This window comes from Autumnicola tepida, assembly GCF_031846485.1.
Classification (GTDB): domain Bacteria; phylum Bacteroidota; class Bacteroidia; order Flavobacteriales; family Flavobacteriaceae; genus Autumnicola; species Autumnicola tepida.
Genome location: NZ_JAVRHQ010000013.1, coordinates 32,989 through 49,696, shown reverse-complemented (window position 1 = coordinate 49,696; position 16,708 = coordinate 32,989). Strand labels below are relative to the sequence as shown.

At 42.2% G+C, this 16,708-nt stretch carries 10 protein-coding genes; all 10 read right to left on the bottom strand.

All coding sequences use genetic code 11. The features are described from left to right. Nucleotides 1–13: 13 nt before the first annotated feature. A complete protein-coding gene (locus RM553_RS11595; RefSeq protein WP_311535096.1) occupies nt 14–1,435 on the bottom strand; it encodes an MFS transporter in 1,422 nt (473 codons plus the stop codon). A gap of 370 nt (nt 1,436–1,805) precedes the next feature. Continuing rightward, nucleotides 1,806–2,462 (bottom strand): response regulator transcription factor, encoded by a 657-nt coding sequence (locus RM553_RS11590; RefSeq protein ID WP_311535095.1) that lies wholly within the window; start codon nt 2,460–2,462, stop codon nt 1,806–1,808. A gap of 51 nt (nt 2,463–2,513) precedes the next feature. Beyond that, on the bottom strand, nt 2,514–4,316 hold the full coding sequence (locus tag RM553_RS11585; RefSeq protein WP_311535094.1) for a sensor histidine kinase: 1,803 nt from the start codon (nt 4,314–4,316) through the stop codon (nt 2,514–2,516). 10 nt (nt 4,317–4,326) lie between these two features. After that, nucleotides 4,327–4,908: a DUF4202 domain-containing protein gene (locus RM553_RS11580; RefSeq protein ID WP_311535093.1), complete on the bottom strand. Its 582-nt coding sequence runs from the start codon at nt 4,906–4,908 to the stop codon at nt 4,327–4,329. A gap of 12 nt (nt 4,909–4,920) precedes the next feature. Beyond that, nucleotides 4,921–5,298 (bottom strand): nitrite reductase small subunit NirD, encoded by a 378-nt coding sequence (nirD, locus tag RM553_RS11575; RefSeq protein ID WP_311535092.1) that lies wholly within the window; start codon nt 5,296–5,298, stop codon nt 4,921–4,923. Nucleotides 5,299–5,321: 23 nt separating this feature from the next. Continuing rightward, nucleotides 5,322–7,832, bottom strand: a complete 2,511-nt coding sequence (gene nirB, locus RM553_RS11570; protein ID WP_311535091.1) for a nitrite reductase large subunit NirB — start codon at nt 7,830–7,832, stop codon at nt 5,322–5,324. Between the two features lie 137 nt (nt 7,833–7,969). After that, complete coding sequence (locus RM553_RS11565; RefSeq protein ID WP_311535090.1) at nt 7,970–10,291, bottom strand: GH92 family glycosyl hydrolase; 2,322 nt, start codon at nt 10,289–10,291, stop codon at nt 7,970–7,972. Between the two features lie 209 nt (nt 10,292–10,500). Then, nucleotides 10,501–12,639 carry a glycoside hydrolase family 97 protein gene (locus RM553_RS11560; protein ID WP_311535089.1) on the bottom strand — a complete coding sequence of 713 codons (2,139 nt, stop codon included), beginning with the start codon at nt 12,637–12,639 and terminating at the stop codon, nt 10,501–10,503. Nucleotides 12,640–12,648: 9 nt separating this feature from the next. After that, nucleotides 12,649–14,769 carry a TIM-barrel domain-containing protein gene (locus RM553_RS11555; protein WP_311535088.1) on the bottom strand — a complete coding sequence of 707 codons (2,121 nt, stop codon included), beginning with the start codon at nt 14,767–14,769 and terminating at the stop codon, nt 12,649–12,651. Nucleotides 14,770–14,772: 3 nt separating this feature from the next. Then, complete coding sequence (locus tag RM553_RS11550) at nt 14,773–16,629, bottom strand: glycoside hydrolase family 13 protein (RefSeq protein ID WP_311535087.1); 1,857 nt, start codon at nt 16,627–16,629, stop codon at nt 14,773–14,775. Nucleotides 16,630–16,708 lie beyond the last annotated feature (79 nt).

The window sequence follows — 16,708 nt, the reverse complement described above, 5'->3', positions numbered from 1 at the left end:
AAGCAAGTCCTGTTTAAGCATTTGCAGGCACAGCATTTGCCATTGAACCTTCCAGCTCTTTCTGGGCCACTTTTTCATCTTTAACAGAAAAACGTATTGCCAGCGCCACAACACCGGTAAAAACCACGCTTACTCCTATTAAAAGATAACCTTCGGAAACTGCCTGTGCCGAAGCTGCTGCCTGTGCCGAGCGAATTACTTCTTCTCCCATGCCCTGATTTGCAGCGATAGCAACTTTCTCTGAAGCTGCCGATTTAAATTTAAGCAACATTGCAGCCAGAAAGGCCCCTACGTTTCCACCCGCACCAACAATTCCTGAAATAGAGCCAATAGCTTTTTTATTGATAAAAGGCACCACCGAAAAAGTAGCTCCTTCAGCCATTTGAACCGATAAACTGAAAAGAATAAGAAATGCTATGGCTACATAAAGGTTGGCCACCAGCGAAAAAGTGGAAAGCATTACTCCCTGTACCATCATGATAACTGCCAGAAAAATCACCCTGCCCCGAAGGCCGTTAAGTTTACCGAACCTGTCCCCAAAAAATCCTCCCAGGGTACGGGCAAAAATGTTCATAAGGGCAAAAGAAAGTACAATGTTACCCGCAGTTATCCTTTCCAGCTGAAAGGTATTCTGAAGGTAATCGTCCATAGTGCCGTAGACCGTTAACTCAATTCCAAAGCAGCCGGCATACACCATAAACAGGATCCATACGCGGTAGTCTTTTAATGCTGTAAGGAAGCCAACCTGGTCTTTCTTCATTTCCGGAAGATCATCGGTTTCGGCGAGTTCCCTAAAATTGCCTTCCGGAGTATCTTTGGTAAAGAAGAAATAAACCAGTCCCATTGTAAAACAAAGAATTCCCGCAATAATAAGGGAATACCTCCACGCTGAAGCTTCAGCTGCACCAAATCCTATAACCAATGCTGCAATTATTGGCATTCCAAGGCGGTTTGCCCCACCTCCAAGATTTCCCCAGCCTGCGGAAGTTGCGTTAGCGGTTCCTACCACGTTTGATGAAAACATGAGAGAAGTATGTACCTGGGTAATTACAAACGAAGCACCTATAAACCCTGTCAATAATCTACAGATAAGAAATTGCAGGGGCGTTTGCACAAAGCCGGTTAGAATTACCGGAATTGCACCAAGAATAAGCAGCCAGGTATAGCATAGCCTGGGACCGTAGCGGTCACATAATTTCCCTATAAGCAGCCGGGCGAATACAGTACCGGTAACGGCAAGTACTACAGAGTTCCATTTTTGTGCAGGTGTTAATCCCAGATCCTTTACTACATCTGGCATAAAAGGAACTACCCCAAACCAGGCAAAAAAGCAAAGGAAAAAGGCCAAAGACGTGATCCAAAAGGTACGAACAGGAATGCTTTTTAAATTACTAAGATCAAATTTTGTTGCTTTTGCAGAAGTTGAATTTTCCATAATGTCATATTTTATAAAAACTAAATTAAGTATAATTACTTAATTAATACTTATAAAAATACGTATTTATACAAAAATTACGTACTCCTTAATTTTGAAGCTATTCTTCCTGCCCAATTGCTGAAAATGAAAATTATTAGCCGTAGGAATAAAAAATTTCTTGAAACCGACTATCCTCTGGGCAAGCCGGAGGGATATATCGCAGGTTTCATTTTGGCCTCCGGTCAATAACCGAAATTTTGTGTTTCCCCTCACCCGGAACTGAGAAAAGCAGTTCCAACCTCTCCCAGGGAGAGATAAAGCAAAAAAACCCGAGGCTCAAGCCGTCAGGGAATTTTAGATTAAAATTACAAAAATCAGATGATGCTTTTTATGCCAGCTGATATTCCCTGGCTACGTTGGTAAGTTCTATAAGATTTTTGACATCCAGTTTTTTCATCAGGTTAAAACGGTGTACCTCAGCCGTTCTTTTACTAATTGACAGCTCCTCACCTATTTCTTTATTGCTTTTCCCCTGCAACACCAGAGCCAGTATCTGTTTTTCCCTTTTTGTAAGATTAAAAGGATCTTCTACAGGTTCCTGCTTTTTTGGAACGGCAGCTCCGTTGGTAAAATTGCTTATAAGGATGGAAGAAATATCCCCGGAAAAATACTTTCCACCTTCAGCAACTTTATGTAGTGCTTTAAGTAACTCTCCTTTACTGGCTCCTTTTAGCAAATAACCATCGGCACCTGCATGTATCGACTGGACTACGTATTCTTCGGAATCATGCATGGAGAGAACCAGCGTTTTCACCGGCCAGTTATTTTCGCGAATCTTACTTACCACTTCAATTCCATTCATCCCAGGCATACGTATATCTACCAGTAATAAATCAGCATCGGAATTCTTCAGCACTTCTATGGCTTCCAGGCCGTCTGAAGCTTCATCTATTACTTCTATATCGGCTTCATCTTCCAGTAACGCCTTAATTCCATCTCTAACCAGCACATGATCATCGGCAAGGACTATACGTATATTGCTCATCGTATTTTAGTTTTTAAGTACTAAATTAGTGATTTTTACTTAAGTGACGGGTTATTGCAGAGGAACATTAAGCGTGATCCTTGTTCCTTTACCAACTTCCGAAGTAATAAAAAGTCGGCCATTTATGTATTTAATCCTTTCCCGCATAAAGGTCATTCCCATGCCGCCGGTCTCACTTTTCCCCGCTTTTGCTTTTTGTGGGTCAAATCCTTTCCCATTGTCATCAATAATCACACTAAGTATACTGCTGCTATGGGAAACGCTGACAATAATATGAGTAGAATCGGCGTATTTTATGGCATTGTTTATCGCCTCCTGGGTAATACGGTAGATATTGATTTCAATAAGCGAATCCAGGCGCTCATTAAATCCGGTTTTATCGTACAACAAGATATTTTTGCCGGTTAATTTGCCAAGCTGCTGCGTAAGTTTGGTAAGTGCGGGTACAATCCCGTAATCTGAAAGTTCCGGCGGCATAAGATTAAAAGTAGCCGTTCGCACTCCTTTAATTATCTTCCCGGTGAGATCCTTCAGGTTTTCAATTTTCTGGGCGGCTTTTTCGGTTTTGGTAACGTCTATACTTTCAAGGTTAAAATTAAGACCGGTAAGCATTTGGCCAATTCCGTCATGAATATCTTTAGCTATACGGTTCTGCTCCTTTTCCTGGTTTTCAATAATTTTACTGGAAACAAGTTTCTGCTGATTCATTTTTTCCTCAAAACTCTTCTGCGTTAACCTTTCAATTTCCAGTTGCGCTTCCTTACGGGTGGTGATGTTGGAAGCGATCACTAAAATTTCCCATTTATCGTCTTCAGGATTAAAAGGAATAAGGGACATCTCCAGCCAGACAGTTGCATCTTCTTTTGTAGTAGCCTTCACTTCTCCCTGCCAGCCTTTTTTGGCATACTCGTCCAGCAATATTTCAATTTCCTTTTTCTCGTCTTCTTTTGTGGAAAGTAATTCTGAAAATCTTGTAAAATCGCTGTATTTTCTGAATTCGAACAGCCGTGAAAATTTCTCCCCAAAATTAATAATATTTCCATCTGAAGTAAGCCGGGCAAAAAGCAATGTCTGGTTCATCGCCTGGTTAAGTGCCCGCAGTTCTTTTACAGATTTTTCTTTCTCCTGGCTTAAAACATCTGCATCCCTTGCCATTTTTATCGCCTTCTTCTCAGCAACCAACAATCTTCTAATTGTTGTTTTCACCGCCCTTGCTGCAGGCAGAAAAACGAAAATCAATTCACTTAACAGAATGAGTAAAGTCACTGCCATCAGCAAATATTCCAGGTTGCTCAGGCGCTCCACTTTTTCACTGGCTTCCTGTTCAAACTGATTTACCAGCTGATCCATGCCACGCAGAAAAATTTCCTCATTTTGCTTAATTGAAGAAATCTCTGCATCAAGTTCTTCTGAAGATAGCGCCGGGTTTCGCACAATATTTAGAGCGGCATTCCTAATATTATTAAAAGAAGGATCCAGCTTTTTGAACATTTCAGCGACTGCATCGCTGTTATTCCCTGGAAGCCCCAGATTGTCACTTCCTTCCCGCAAGGCCTGGTTTGAAAAAGTCCAGAGTTCTACAGTTTCTTCTAAATCTTGCCTGATATTTGCCTTTTCCTGGGGTTCTTCAGCATTTAAAAGAAGTAGCGATTCCTTGGCTATTTTCTGGCTAAGCATACGCTGGCGCCCGGCGATATTTACCACGGTAGAATCGCTTTCCTGATCGTCAAGAAACCTGTGAATCAAAACCTGGCTCACCAGCACAGAAAGGGCAATTGCACTTAAGGCAATAATGTAAAGCCGGCTTAATTTTCTAAACGTCCTTTGATCCAGGGAAAATTCTTGGCCAGGCATGTAATAAAAGTTAAGAAAGGGCCTGCTTTACCAGGGATTGGGTTTTATTGGAAAGATTAAGCTTTAATGCCGCCTCATGGCCTTCAGGAGACATTTTTCCCCATGTTTTTCTAATGATATCCACTATTTTTTCGTCTTCGTGCTTGGCCGCAAAATCTTCAAAATAATGCTGAAGGAACACCAGGCAAATCACATCTTCCAGCGTTTGGGAACCATCATCTTTTTTAATCTTTTTCTTCTGAATTAAAAAAGTAACCCGGTCAATAAATGTTTTATCATAACCTACCTCTTCAAGAATACCGGCAGTAATTTCAGCATGCATTTTTTTAAGATCGTTTCTCCACTTCAAGTATCCAACCCTGTCCATAGGATAATCTTTCCTGGGCACCTGCCACCTGCAGATATGCTGGGCGCGGGCGGCAATTTGAAGTTCTTCGGAAGCATCCGGATCAAATTCCAGAAGCTGATTGTACATCCTTTCTGAATAAAGCAGTTCCTTTGGATAAGTTTTGCCCCCGTCTTCTTCTGTATGCGGATCTTTAGAATTTTTTTCGTCTATACGCCTTATGGCTTCTTCAAATTTATTTTCCATTGATGCTGTGCGTTAATCTGAAAAACCAATATACACATTTCCAGCTTCAATTTTGACAGGATACACCGCAATTTCCAGCTCATCACCGTTCAGATTATGGCCGTCTTCCAGGGAAAAAGTTTTTTTGTGCAGAGGACAGGCCACCTTGGGAATATTTTCTTCCTCTCCAATCATGCCTCTGGAAAGCACCATTTCCAGTTTATGCGGACAAAGATTCTGGCAGGCGTACCACTTTGACCTTCGGGTAAAATTAAAGACAGCAATTTGTTTGCTGCCATGTTTGATACATGCGCCGCCATCTTCAGGAAAATCGTTGGTTTTTCCGGCCAGGAACCAGTTTTTAACTGCTGTTTCGGGAACGGAATTATATTGAGTGATCAAATTTTGCATTTTTCAGGATTATAAGATTAGTACTACCAGGGCCTTGGCATTTTTTGTTCCCTCATTGGGACAAATTCCAGCGTATCATCAGAATCATCAGAATTCACAAAATGCTTAAAGCGCTTCATCATTTCAGGATCTTCTATTGCTTCTTTCCACTCGCATTTATATTTATTCACGAGTTCCTGCATTTCTGCTTCCAGCTCTTCAGCTATACCAAGAGAATCTTCCACCACCACTTCTTTTAGATAATCCATTCCGCCTTCCAGCTTATCCAGCCAGGGTGCAGTCCTGGTAAGTGGCGGTGCAGTCCTTATATAGTACATAAGGAACCTGTCCAGGTATTTAATACAGGTTTCATCGTCCAGCTGTTCCGCAAGAAGAATGGCATGTTTTGGAGTAGCGCCTCCGTTACCGCATACATAAAGGTTCCAGCCGCTTTCCACAGCAATAATCCCAAAATCCTTACCTCGTGCTTCAGCGCACTCCCTTATACAGCCGGAAACCCCGCCTTTTAATTTATGAGGAGACCTAAGGCCTTTATACCTTTCTTCTATTCTTATGGCGTAGCTCACACTTTCGTGCATTCCATAACGGCACCAGCTGGAACCCACACAACTTTTTACAGTTCTAAGGGATTTTCCATAGGCATGCCCGCTTTCAAAACCAGCATCTATAAGTTCGCGCCATATATGCGGAAGCTGATGCAATTCTGCTCCAAAAAGATCAATGCGCTGCCCGCCGGTTATTTTAGAATATAGATCATATTTCTTGGCTACACGGCCCAATACCATCAGTTTATCAGGAGTGATCTCCCCACCGGGAACCCGTGGCACTACGGAATATGTGCCATTCCGCTGAATATTTGCCAAAAACCGGTCATTAGAATCCTGAATGGCAACCTGTTTATTGGCAGTTTCCATGTAAATACTGGCAAAAATCGAAGATAGCGCGGGCTTGCAAATTTCGCAACCGTCTCCTTTTCCGAAGAGGTTCAGCGCCTCATTATAATCTTTGACTTTATTGATTTTTATAAGGTCATAAAGTTCCTGACGGCTAAAGCTGAAGTGCGCGCATAAAGTTTCCTTTACTTCTTTCCCCATGGATTTAAGTGAGCCTTTAACAAGATCTGCCACCATGGGCTTGCAACCACCACAACCGGTAGTGGCTTTGGTAGCTTTTATTACGCCCCCAAGGTTTTCACATTCCCCACTTTCTATGGAACCACAAATGGTCCCTTTCGTGACGCTCTCGCAGGAGCAAATTTGTGCAGTATCTGGAAAATCCATAGCGCTTCCTATAGCACTTCCTCTTTTTGGATCTTTGGAAGGAATGATAAGATCTTCAGGGTTTTCCGGCAATTTTATGCTGTTAATAAAAATCTGGAAGAGATTGTTATAATCTGAAGAATCACCAATCAATATGCCGCCTAATAACTTTTCACCCTTCTTACTTACGTTAATCCGCTTATAAATTCCGGAACGTTTATTTTCGTAAACAATAGTTGCTACTTCTTCATTATCGATAAAAGGATCTCCGAAACTCGCCACCTCGGTACCTATTAACTTTAACTGGGTAGACATATCTATTACCTCTGCCATAACTTTATCGCCGCCGGTGATTTGCTCCACCGCCACCTGGGCCATATCGTAGCCGGGAGCTACAAGGCCATAAACCCCATTATTATAAAGTGCAACCTCACCTATGGCATAAATATCCTTTTCTGAAGTCTGCATTTTGTTATCTACCCAAACCCCTCCTTTTTCACCGGTTTTGATACCTGCTTTTACAGCAAGTTCATCCCGGGGTCTTATTCCCGCTGAAATTATTAGCATATCTGTTTCCAGGGAAGTACCATCAGAAAATTCCATTTTCTCAATGTTTTCTTCTCCCGTAATTTCTATAGTCGCTTTTTCCAGATGTACATTTATGCCGAGCTCCTTTATTTTCGCCTTAAGCATATTACTCGCGGCCTGGTCCAACTGCCTTGGCATTAAACGCGGGGCAAATTCCACCACATCTGTTTCCAACCCGAGTTCCTTTGCTGCATTGGCAGCTTCCAGCCCCAGAAGTCCGCCTCCCAGAACGGCCGCTTTCTTTTTACCATCAGCTTTGATTTTGGACGCATAAACTTTCATGGCATCCAGATCTTCTATTGTGCGATACACAAAGACGCCAGATTTGTCCGATCCTTTAATGGGCGGCACAAAAGGATACGAGCCTGTAGCCAGAATAAGATAATCGTAGTTGTAGGCCTCCTGCTTATAGGTTACCACCTGTTTTTCCGCGGGTTTTATCTCACTTATAAGTTCTGAAGTATGTAATTCGATCTTGTTTTCGCCGTACCAGCTTACCGGCGCCAGCAAAAGCTCATCGGGAGACTGTCTGGAAAAATATTCGCTTAGATGAACCCTGTCATAAGCTGAACGTGGTTCTTCTCCAAACACCAGTACTTCATACTCTTCCCTGGAGGGATGGGACATCAACTTTTCACAGAATTTATGTCCTACCATTCCGTTTCCTACTACTATTATTCTTTTCATGACTACGTATTTAAAACAAATATAAGTAAAAATACTTAGTATAAATACGTAGAAATAAAATTTAGTAAAAAATATTACAGCATGTTGATAATTGGAATATGTTATTGCATAAATTCCTCAGGTTTAAAAACTGATCATTACTGGTACAACTTCCTATTTGGCCTGCTGCTCATCCAGAATTTCAATTCCCCGCCATTCATAATATCTTTATGCTGAATAAATGGCTCGGTTAATTCTTGTCCGTTGAGCTCAACTTTTTTGACGTAGACATTTTTATCACCCTGATTTTTAGCGATCACTTTAAAGGTGTTTCCGTTCTCAAGATTCAGCGTGGCTTCGCTGATGGCAGGGCTTCCAAGGGCATAATCTACCGAGCCCGGGGCAACTGGGTAAAAACCAAGCGTACTGAAGATATACCAGGCGCTCATCTGGCCAAAATCATCATTCCCGCTCAGCCCGTCTGCGCCATTCTTATACTTCATCTTCAGGATCATCCTGATCTTGTCCTGTGCTTTCCAGGCATCGTTGGTCCAGTCATATAAATACGCCACATGATGGGAAGGTTCATTCCCGTGCACATAATTCCCGATAATTCCTTCCCGTGAAATGTCCTCGGTATTTTCAAAATATTTATCTGGCAAATCCATTGTGAACAATGAATCCAGGTGTTGCGAAAACTGCTGCTTTCCACCCATCATCTTAATTAACGCTTCAGGCTCATGTGGTACATAAAGGCTGTAATTCCAGGAATTTCCTTCAATAAAACCCTGTCCATGCGTATTGAGTTCATCGAATTCTTTTTTGAAAGTTCCGTCGCTTAACTTCGGACGCATAAATCCTGATTTTGGATCGTAAACGTTTTTGTAATTTTCGGCACGTTTCATGAATTCTTCATAAACCTGAATATTCCCAATCTTCTTGGCAGCCTGTGCGATGGCCCAGTCATCATAGGCATATTCCAGGGTTTTGGAAACCGAAGCACCATTTTTGTCTTCCGGAACGTAACCCATATCCATGTAATATTGAAGTCCGTCATAATATCCTGTTTTAGCAGTGTTCACCGTTGCCTCCAGTGCGTGTTTCTGATCAAAATCCGCATTTCCCTTCACTATGGCATCAGCAATAACCGAAGCACTGTGATAACCGATCATACACCAGTTCTCATTTCCGTAATGCGACCAAACCGGCAACATGGAATGCACGCTCTGATCGTAATGCGCCATCATCGCCTGCACCATATCCTGATTTCTTTCGGGCTGTAACACATTGAAAAGCGGGTGCAGTGCACGGTAAGTATCCCAAAGTGAAAAGCTGGTATAATTGGCAAAACCTTCAGCCTGGTGGCGATTTCTGTCAATTCCCATATATTGCCCGTCAATATCCATATATACTGTAGGTCCTAAAAATGCATGGTACATCGCTGTATAAAAATTGACCTTTTCTTCCTGATCTTCTTCGGAAATGTCCACTTTTGAAAGTTCTCTATTCCAGGTATTTCTGGCCTGCTGGCGAACCTCGTCAAAATCCCAGCCGGGGATCTCTTTTTTCATATTCTGAACAGCCCCCTCGGCGCTAACCGGCGAAATTGCCAGTTTTACTTCCAGAGGTTCTGAAGTATCAAAATCGAACCACATTCTTATCTGTTCCCCGGCAATCTCCGGGAAATTATGAGCCTGGTCGAATTTTCCCCAAAACCCGTGATAAGGCTGTTTATCGTAACGCTCCCTTCCGTAGTTTTTGATGGGCTTATTGAAAGCCAAGGCAAAGTACACTTTTCTGGTCCTCGCCCAGCCATTGGTCTGCCGGTAACCGGTCACCAGCGTATCATTTTCAACCCGAACAAAGGTCCAGACGTTCTTATCTTCATAATTGTAAATACCATGCATCAGATCAAAAACCAGATGCGCCTCTTCTCCTTCCGGAAACGTATAGCGGTGCATTCCCACTCGGGTTGAAGTGGTCATTTCGGCCTTGATATTATAATCATCCAGCATCACGCTGTAATAACCGGCTTCAGCAGTTTCACGATCATGCGAGAACCTGCTGCGATACCCGCTTTCCGGATTGGATTCGGTTCCAGGGTTCAGTTTCAATTCTCCGGTAGTAGGCATAATGAGGAAATCCCCAAGATCGGAATGTCCTGTTCCGCTGAAATGGGTATGACTGAAGCCCACGATCGTATTATCGTCATACTGGTAACCCGCGCAATACTTATATACATCAGGGTTATAATGCCCATCCACGGCATATGGAATAGTATCGGTATCCGGACTTAGCTGAATGCTTCCAAACGGAACCGTAGCTCCCGGGTAGGTGTGCCCCATTTTGGCAGTTCCAATCATGGGATCTACATATTGAGCGAAATCCTGCGCATTGTCTTGTGAGAAAACTGAACTTCCGCCGAAAATAGCAGCAATAGATAAAAATAGTATGTATTGTAGAAATTGGTTGTGCTTCATAACATTAAAATATAGAAATCAAAACTCTCAAGCAGTTCCTTTATCAAGGCTTAGCTGCATATTCAAGTTTTCCTGTTAAAAAAGGTTTTGGAAAAATTGGATCATCGGGCGCAAAATAGGATTTTTTAAAATACCTGCCCCTGTATAATAAGAAAGGCAGCAATAAATAATTGCCACCTTTACTAATCTTATAATCACATAAATTTTATTTACAGTTTCTTCATCCCCCTCGTCTCCGATTTTTCTGCCGGAATAATGCTAATTGCGTAACCTCCGCCCGGGGCAGAAAATTGTGAAAGCTTAGATTTGTTATCAACAACCACTTTCCTTATTTCATAAGCCTGCGGATTTGTTTTATAATGCGCGTCTTTAGCATCGGAATATATAGTAGCGATGTATTTTTGTCCCTTGTCCAAAAAGTTAAATTTTATCTTAGAAGTACGCGGGGTTTCCCCATTTACATTTCCTAAAAACCAGTTGTCGCTTCCCTTTTCTTTCCTGGTGACGGTAACATAATCCCCGGGTTCGGCTTCCAGATAAATGCTCTCGTCCCAGTCTAAAGCCACATCTTTTATAAACTGAAAAGCATCCGGGAAACGCTTGTAATTTGCGGGAAGATCGGCTGCCATTTGTAACGGACTATACATTGTCACATAAAGGGCTAGCTGATTGGCTATGGTGCTGTTTACATGGGAATTATTTTCAGGATTCAGTTTGCTGAGGTCCATTTCAAAAATTCCGGGTGTGTAGTCCATCGGCCCACCAATCAATCTTGTAAAAGGCAACACTGTCACGTGATTTGGTTTTGAGCCTCCAAAAGCCTGGTATTCTGTTCCTCTTGCTGCTTCATTGGCAATAAGATTTGGCCAGGTACGGGCAAGGCCTGTAGGACGTACCGCTTCATGTGCGTTAACCATAATTTCATAATCTGCCGCCTCTTTGACCGCATATAAATAATGATTCACCAGCCACTGACTATAATGGTTCTCCCCACGCGGAAGAATGTCTCCTACATATCCACTTTTTACAGCATTGTAACCATACTCTTTCATAAACTGATAGGCTGTATCCAGATGGCGCTCATAATTACGCACTGATGCCGAAGTTTCATGGTGCATGATCATTTCCACTCCTTTGCTTTTAGCATATTCCTGAATTTCTTCCACATCAAAATCGGGGTATGGCGTTACAAAGTCAAAAACATAATCTTTGGAATTGCCAAACCAGTCTTCCCAGCCAACATTCCAGCCTTCAACCAATACCCCGTCAAACCCATTTTCAGCAGCAAAATCTATGTATTCTTTTACATGTTCTGTAGTTGCACCATGAGTACCATTTGGAGTGGCAGATTCATAATCGGTTTCGCCAAGCTTAACCGCAGAAAAATCGTTGGTATATGACCAGGTGCTTTTACCCGTAATCATCTCCCACCAAACCCCAACATATTTCATAGGTTTTATCCAGGAAGTATCATCAATTTTTGAAGGTTCGTTTAAATTATAGGTCATTTTTGAAGCCAGGATATCCCGCGCATCATCGCTTACAATTACAGTTCTCCATGGAGTGGTGGAAGGAGCGATCATATAGGCTTTATCTCCTTCAAAATTTGGAGTGAGCCAGGATTCAAAAACAAAATTTTCATCATCTAAATTTAAATGCATCACCGGATAATTCACCAAAGCCGCTTCATGTAAATTGATATACAAACCATCATCAGTTTTCATCATAAGCGCGGTCTGCACTCCTGTAGGTGAAAAGGAAGTTTGGGAAACATTTTCAGTAATCGAAGCTTCCATTAACTCCCTTATTTCCGAAAGTTTAGATTCAGTATAATCATACTCCTGGGTGTCATAATCTCCGGGAATCCAAAAAGCAGTATGGTCTCCCGTCATGGCGAATTCGGTCTTTTCATCTTCAATCACGAAATGACCCAGGTTTTTCTGCTGCGGAAATTCGTATCTGAAGCCAAGCCCGTCATTAAAAAGACGAAACCTGATTATCATTTCCCGCTCAGTCTCTTTTTGTTGAAGGTGTACCGCAAGCTCATTATAATGATTTCTGATTTCTTTTTGCTCGCCCCACACCGGTTCCCAGGTTTCATCAAAATTGGTATTTTTGACCTCTGAAATTTCAAAATCTTCCAGTAAATCATCTTCATCTTTTAACTCCAGGCCGAGTTCACTGGGTTTTATCACTGGTTTTCCCTTATAGGAAAGTTGGTAAACGGGGGTTCCGGAATTGTTTATGGAAAAGTGCATTTCCAACTCTCCGTCCGGTGATTCTAAATTTTGCGATTTTGCTATGCCCATACTACAGATGATTATGGCATATATTACAAATTTTTTCATATAAACAGGTTAATTAAACTTTAGTTCTAATTTTTTTGCTGAAGACCAGTCGGAATAAATAATCTTTCCGTCTTTGACCAATCCAATCCTGTACTGGCGGTTTACCTGACGTTCTCCTTCAGTTTGCTCAACTTTTATTTTCAACTTGTTTTTTGATGTTTTTGAAGCTGTAAATTTATGAATGGAATAATCTCCATTTTTATATCCAAAGCCTTCGCCGGCATCATCATATAAAGTTCCTGAAGCGTTTCCGTTTTTATCAGGATTTACCAACAGCGTGAGTTGCTTTGTACTGTAATCTTCGGTACTCTGAATTACCGGCCCCATTGGCACTATTGCCCCATCCCGTAATTTTACGGTAGCCTGGTAACCATCATCCTCTTTTTCAAATTGAACAGTTTTCCAGTCTCCTTCAGGCATTTCCGCATCTTCTGCCCACGCAGGAACAATTAAAAGGTCTTCACCTAAAAGAAAGGCCTGCTGCTCGTCCCGCAGATCTTCATCGGTAATATCAGCAAAAAAGACAGGCCGCATAATTGGCATTCCGGTAACCGAAGCTTCGTGAAACAAAGTGTACAAATAAGGCATTAAACGATACCTGCGGTTAATGGCTGTTCTGGAAACATTTTCAATCTTTTCACCAAAAGCCCAGGGTTCCTGGTCCTCCGTATCTTTGGAAGTATGGTTTCTTGAAAACGGATAATAAGCGCCCAGGGCAATCCAGTTTCCAAATAAATCGGCTGAAGGGCTTTCGGTAAAACCACCAATATCGGGGCCATTGAACGGCTGGCCGGAAAGGCTAAGGTTAAGCGACATCGGAATAGACATTTTCAGGTTATCCCAGGTAGCCGAGTTATCGCCCGTCCAGGTGGCGGCATATCGCTGCCCTCCTAAAAAGTTTGCCCTTGAAAGCACAAACGGCCTTTTTTCAGGATTTGCTTCCATAATGCCTTCCCGGCTGGAACGCACCATCAGTAAACCGTAAACATTGTGGTAACGCAGGTGGATATCTTCAGGCAAATCGCCACCGCCACGATGAATATTATCATCTGGCATAGAACCGCCTGGGCCGTCAAACACCGCGGGCTCGTTCATATCGTTCCAAACGCCGTCTATGCCAAGATTCATAAAATCCTTGTACAGGGAAGCCCACCATTTTTGAGTTTCCGGCCTCGTATAATCGGGAAAAGCAACCTGCCCGGGCCATACTTCGCCGTTGTACTCATTCCCTAACGAATCCAAGACCCAGTGATTTCCTTTGCTTCCCTGCTGATAAACAAAATAAGAAGAATCCTGTTTTACGCCGGGATCTATCATATAAACCGACTTAAAATCTTTGTTATGAAGATAATCATTTAATCCGGCAGGATCGGGAAATCCTTCATCATCAAAAGTGAATACGCGAAATCCTTCCATATAATCAATATCCATCCAGATTACATCGGCAGGAATTTTCCTGTCGCGGAATTCATCTGCCAGCTCTTTTACATTGGTATCCGGATAATAGGAATAACGGGATTGCTGATACCCCAGCGCCCATAATGGTGGCAAAGCCATTGTGCCGGTTAGGTCGGCAAGGCTTTTCATTACTTCCTGCGGACTTTCTTTTTCAATCACAATAACTCTGAAGGATGGCCCGTCGCTAATAATTTCAGCATCATCTTCAAGTACAATTTCCTGTCTCCAGGAATTATCGGCCAGAATTCCGAAAGAAGAACCATCTGGTCGTACTCCTAAAATCCAGGGATGGGACTGGTACAGCTGCTTACCTTCAAATTTGGCATATTCATAATTATCGGTATTCCATAAAGTCACGTCGGTTCCATTTCGGCGTAGATCGCCAATAACTTCCCCCGTTCCGTAAAGGTCTATTTCTTCATCTAAATTAAAGCGAACGGCATTTTTGCCTTCAATTTTAACAAAATTCGGCCTGACGCTCCAGTCCTGTGGCAACGAATCGCGTTTGGGCAATTCTTTGATTACCACCAGGGACGGCAGGGTTCTAATGGAATCGAATTCTGCCGGGTAAAATACGGCCACACCGGGTTCTGTAATGCTGGCCGATTGTGAAAAAACAGGTTGTAATCCTGCCATTATCGCCACCAGCCATACTAAAAAGTTCTTCTTCATCTTTTATTTATTCAATTCAATTATCATGGGAGTTTTAGCATCAATATGCAACTCGCCGGTTAAGTTTACTTGCTTTTCGCTTAAGATTTCCTTTCCTGAAGTATTCTGCTGAAGCTCTTCAGCAAACCTTTCCAGGTTTAAAGTTTGGTTTTCTTCACTATTGTTTAAAACCACCATCACTTTTTTATCATTTAAACTCCTGAAATAGACGTATACATTATTTTCAGGAATAAACTGCGTAAGCGTGCCTTTATGAACAACTTCTGAAGATTTCCTCCAGTTTAAAATTTTACTGGTAAAATTGTAAAATTCCTGCTGTTGTGCTGTTCTTTCTGAAGGATCAAAGGCATTTACCTCATCTTTAGCCCAGCCGCCGGGGAAATCACGGCGAATATCGCCATCACCTTTATCTTTGTTGCCGCGCATACCAATTTCTGACCCGTAGTACAACTGCGGAATACCCCTTGTTGTGGCTATAAGCGTTAGGGCGAGTTTGTAATCTTCAATGTTTTGATCATAAATTTCGTTGAACCTCCGGGTATCATGATTTTCCATAAATACCAGCAGGTTATCTGGATTGGGATAGAGAAAGTCGTTTACAAAATTGTCGTAGGCTTTATTCATTCCGCTGCCCCAGCCTCCATTTTCAGCAAACATCTCCTCCACAGCATTATGCAAAGTAAAATCCATTACCGAGGGTAAATAAGTATTGTAATTTTGAATCGCCCCAATTTTACTATCTTTCTGCCAGTAAGCAATTTGCGCCTGGTCGTGCAGCCATACCTCACCAACAATGTTGAAATTTGGATATTCTTCCATAATGGTTTTTGTCCATTTGGCGATGCCTTCTTTGTCGTTGTAGCTATAGGTATCAACCCGAAAGCCGTCCAGATTGGCATATTCAATCCACCAGATGGCATTCTGGATAAGGTAGTTAAGCACCAGCGGATTTTCCTGGTTTAAATCGGGCATCGTTCGTACAAACCAGCCTTCCACGCAGTATTTATGATCACGATGCGAACGGTGGGGATCGAACTGGGTTTCCATCCGGTAATTAGACTGGGCGTAACCGGGAAACTGGTTAATCCAATCGTAGATAGGCAAATCTTTAATCATCCAGTGCTCCCTTCCCCAATGGTTGGTTACGTAGTCCATAACCAACTTCATATCCCGTTTGTGCAATTCTGAAGCTAATTCTTTATAATCTTCATTGCTTCCAAAACGCGGATCGATTTTATAAACATCGCTCTGGGCATAGGTATGGTAAGAGTATCGCGGATCATTATCCTCCAAAAGTGGGGTACTCCAAACGGCCGTCACCCCCAAATTCTCCAGATAGTCAAGATGATCGATAATTCCCTGGATATCGCCGCCGTGCCTGCCACCTTTTTCTTTACGGTTCAGCTTATCCGTCAGCCCATCTACCGAATCATTATCAGGATTTCCATTGGCAAACCTGTCGGGCATTAAAAGATAGATCACATCGCTACTGTTGTAACCCTCGCGTGTTGCAGAATTTTTCCTTCTTTCCTTCAGCTGATATTCCCGGGTAAAGTTTTTCCCGTTTTTCTGCTGAAAATCGAAATGCAGCGTTCCCGGTGCCACACCTTTAGTCTCCACATTTACAAAAATGTAGTTCGGATTTTCGGTTTTAGTAATGCTGGTAACCGGGATTTCTTCCTGTAACGACACCTGATAATCGGCAATATTTTTTCCGTAGAAAAGAATCTGAATTTCAGATTTTTCCATTCCGGCCCACCAGAATGGTGGTTCTACCCTTTCAATTTGTGCCTGGGCATTTAGACCGAAAATCGTAAAAACTAATACTGAAAATAATATATTTTTTATGTTTCCTCTCATAATTGAAATAAAAGCCGAACACTTTTTATTGAAGTATCCGGCTGTTCTTTACACTTAATTTTCCTTTTTCATTAAAAAT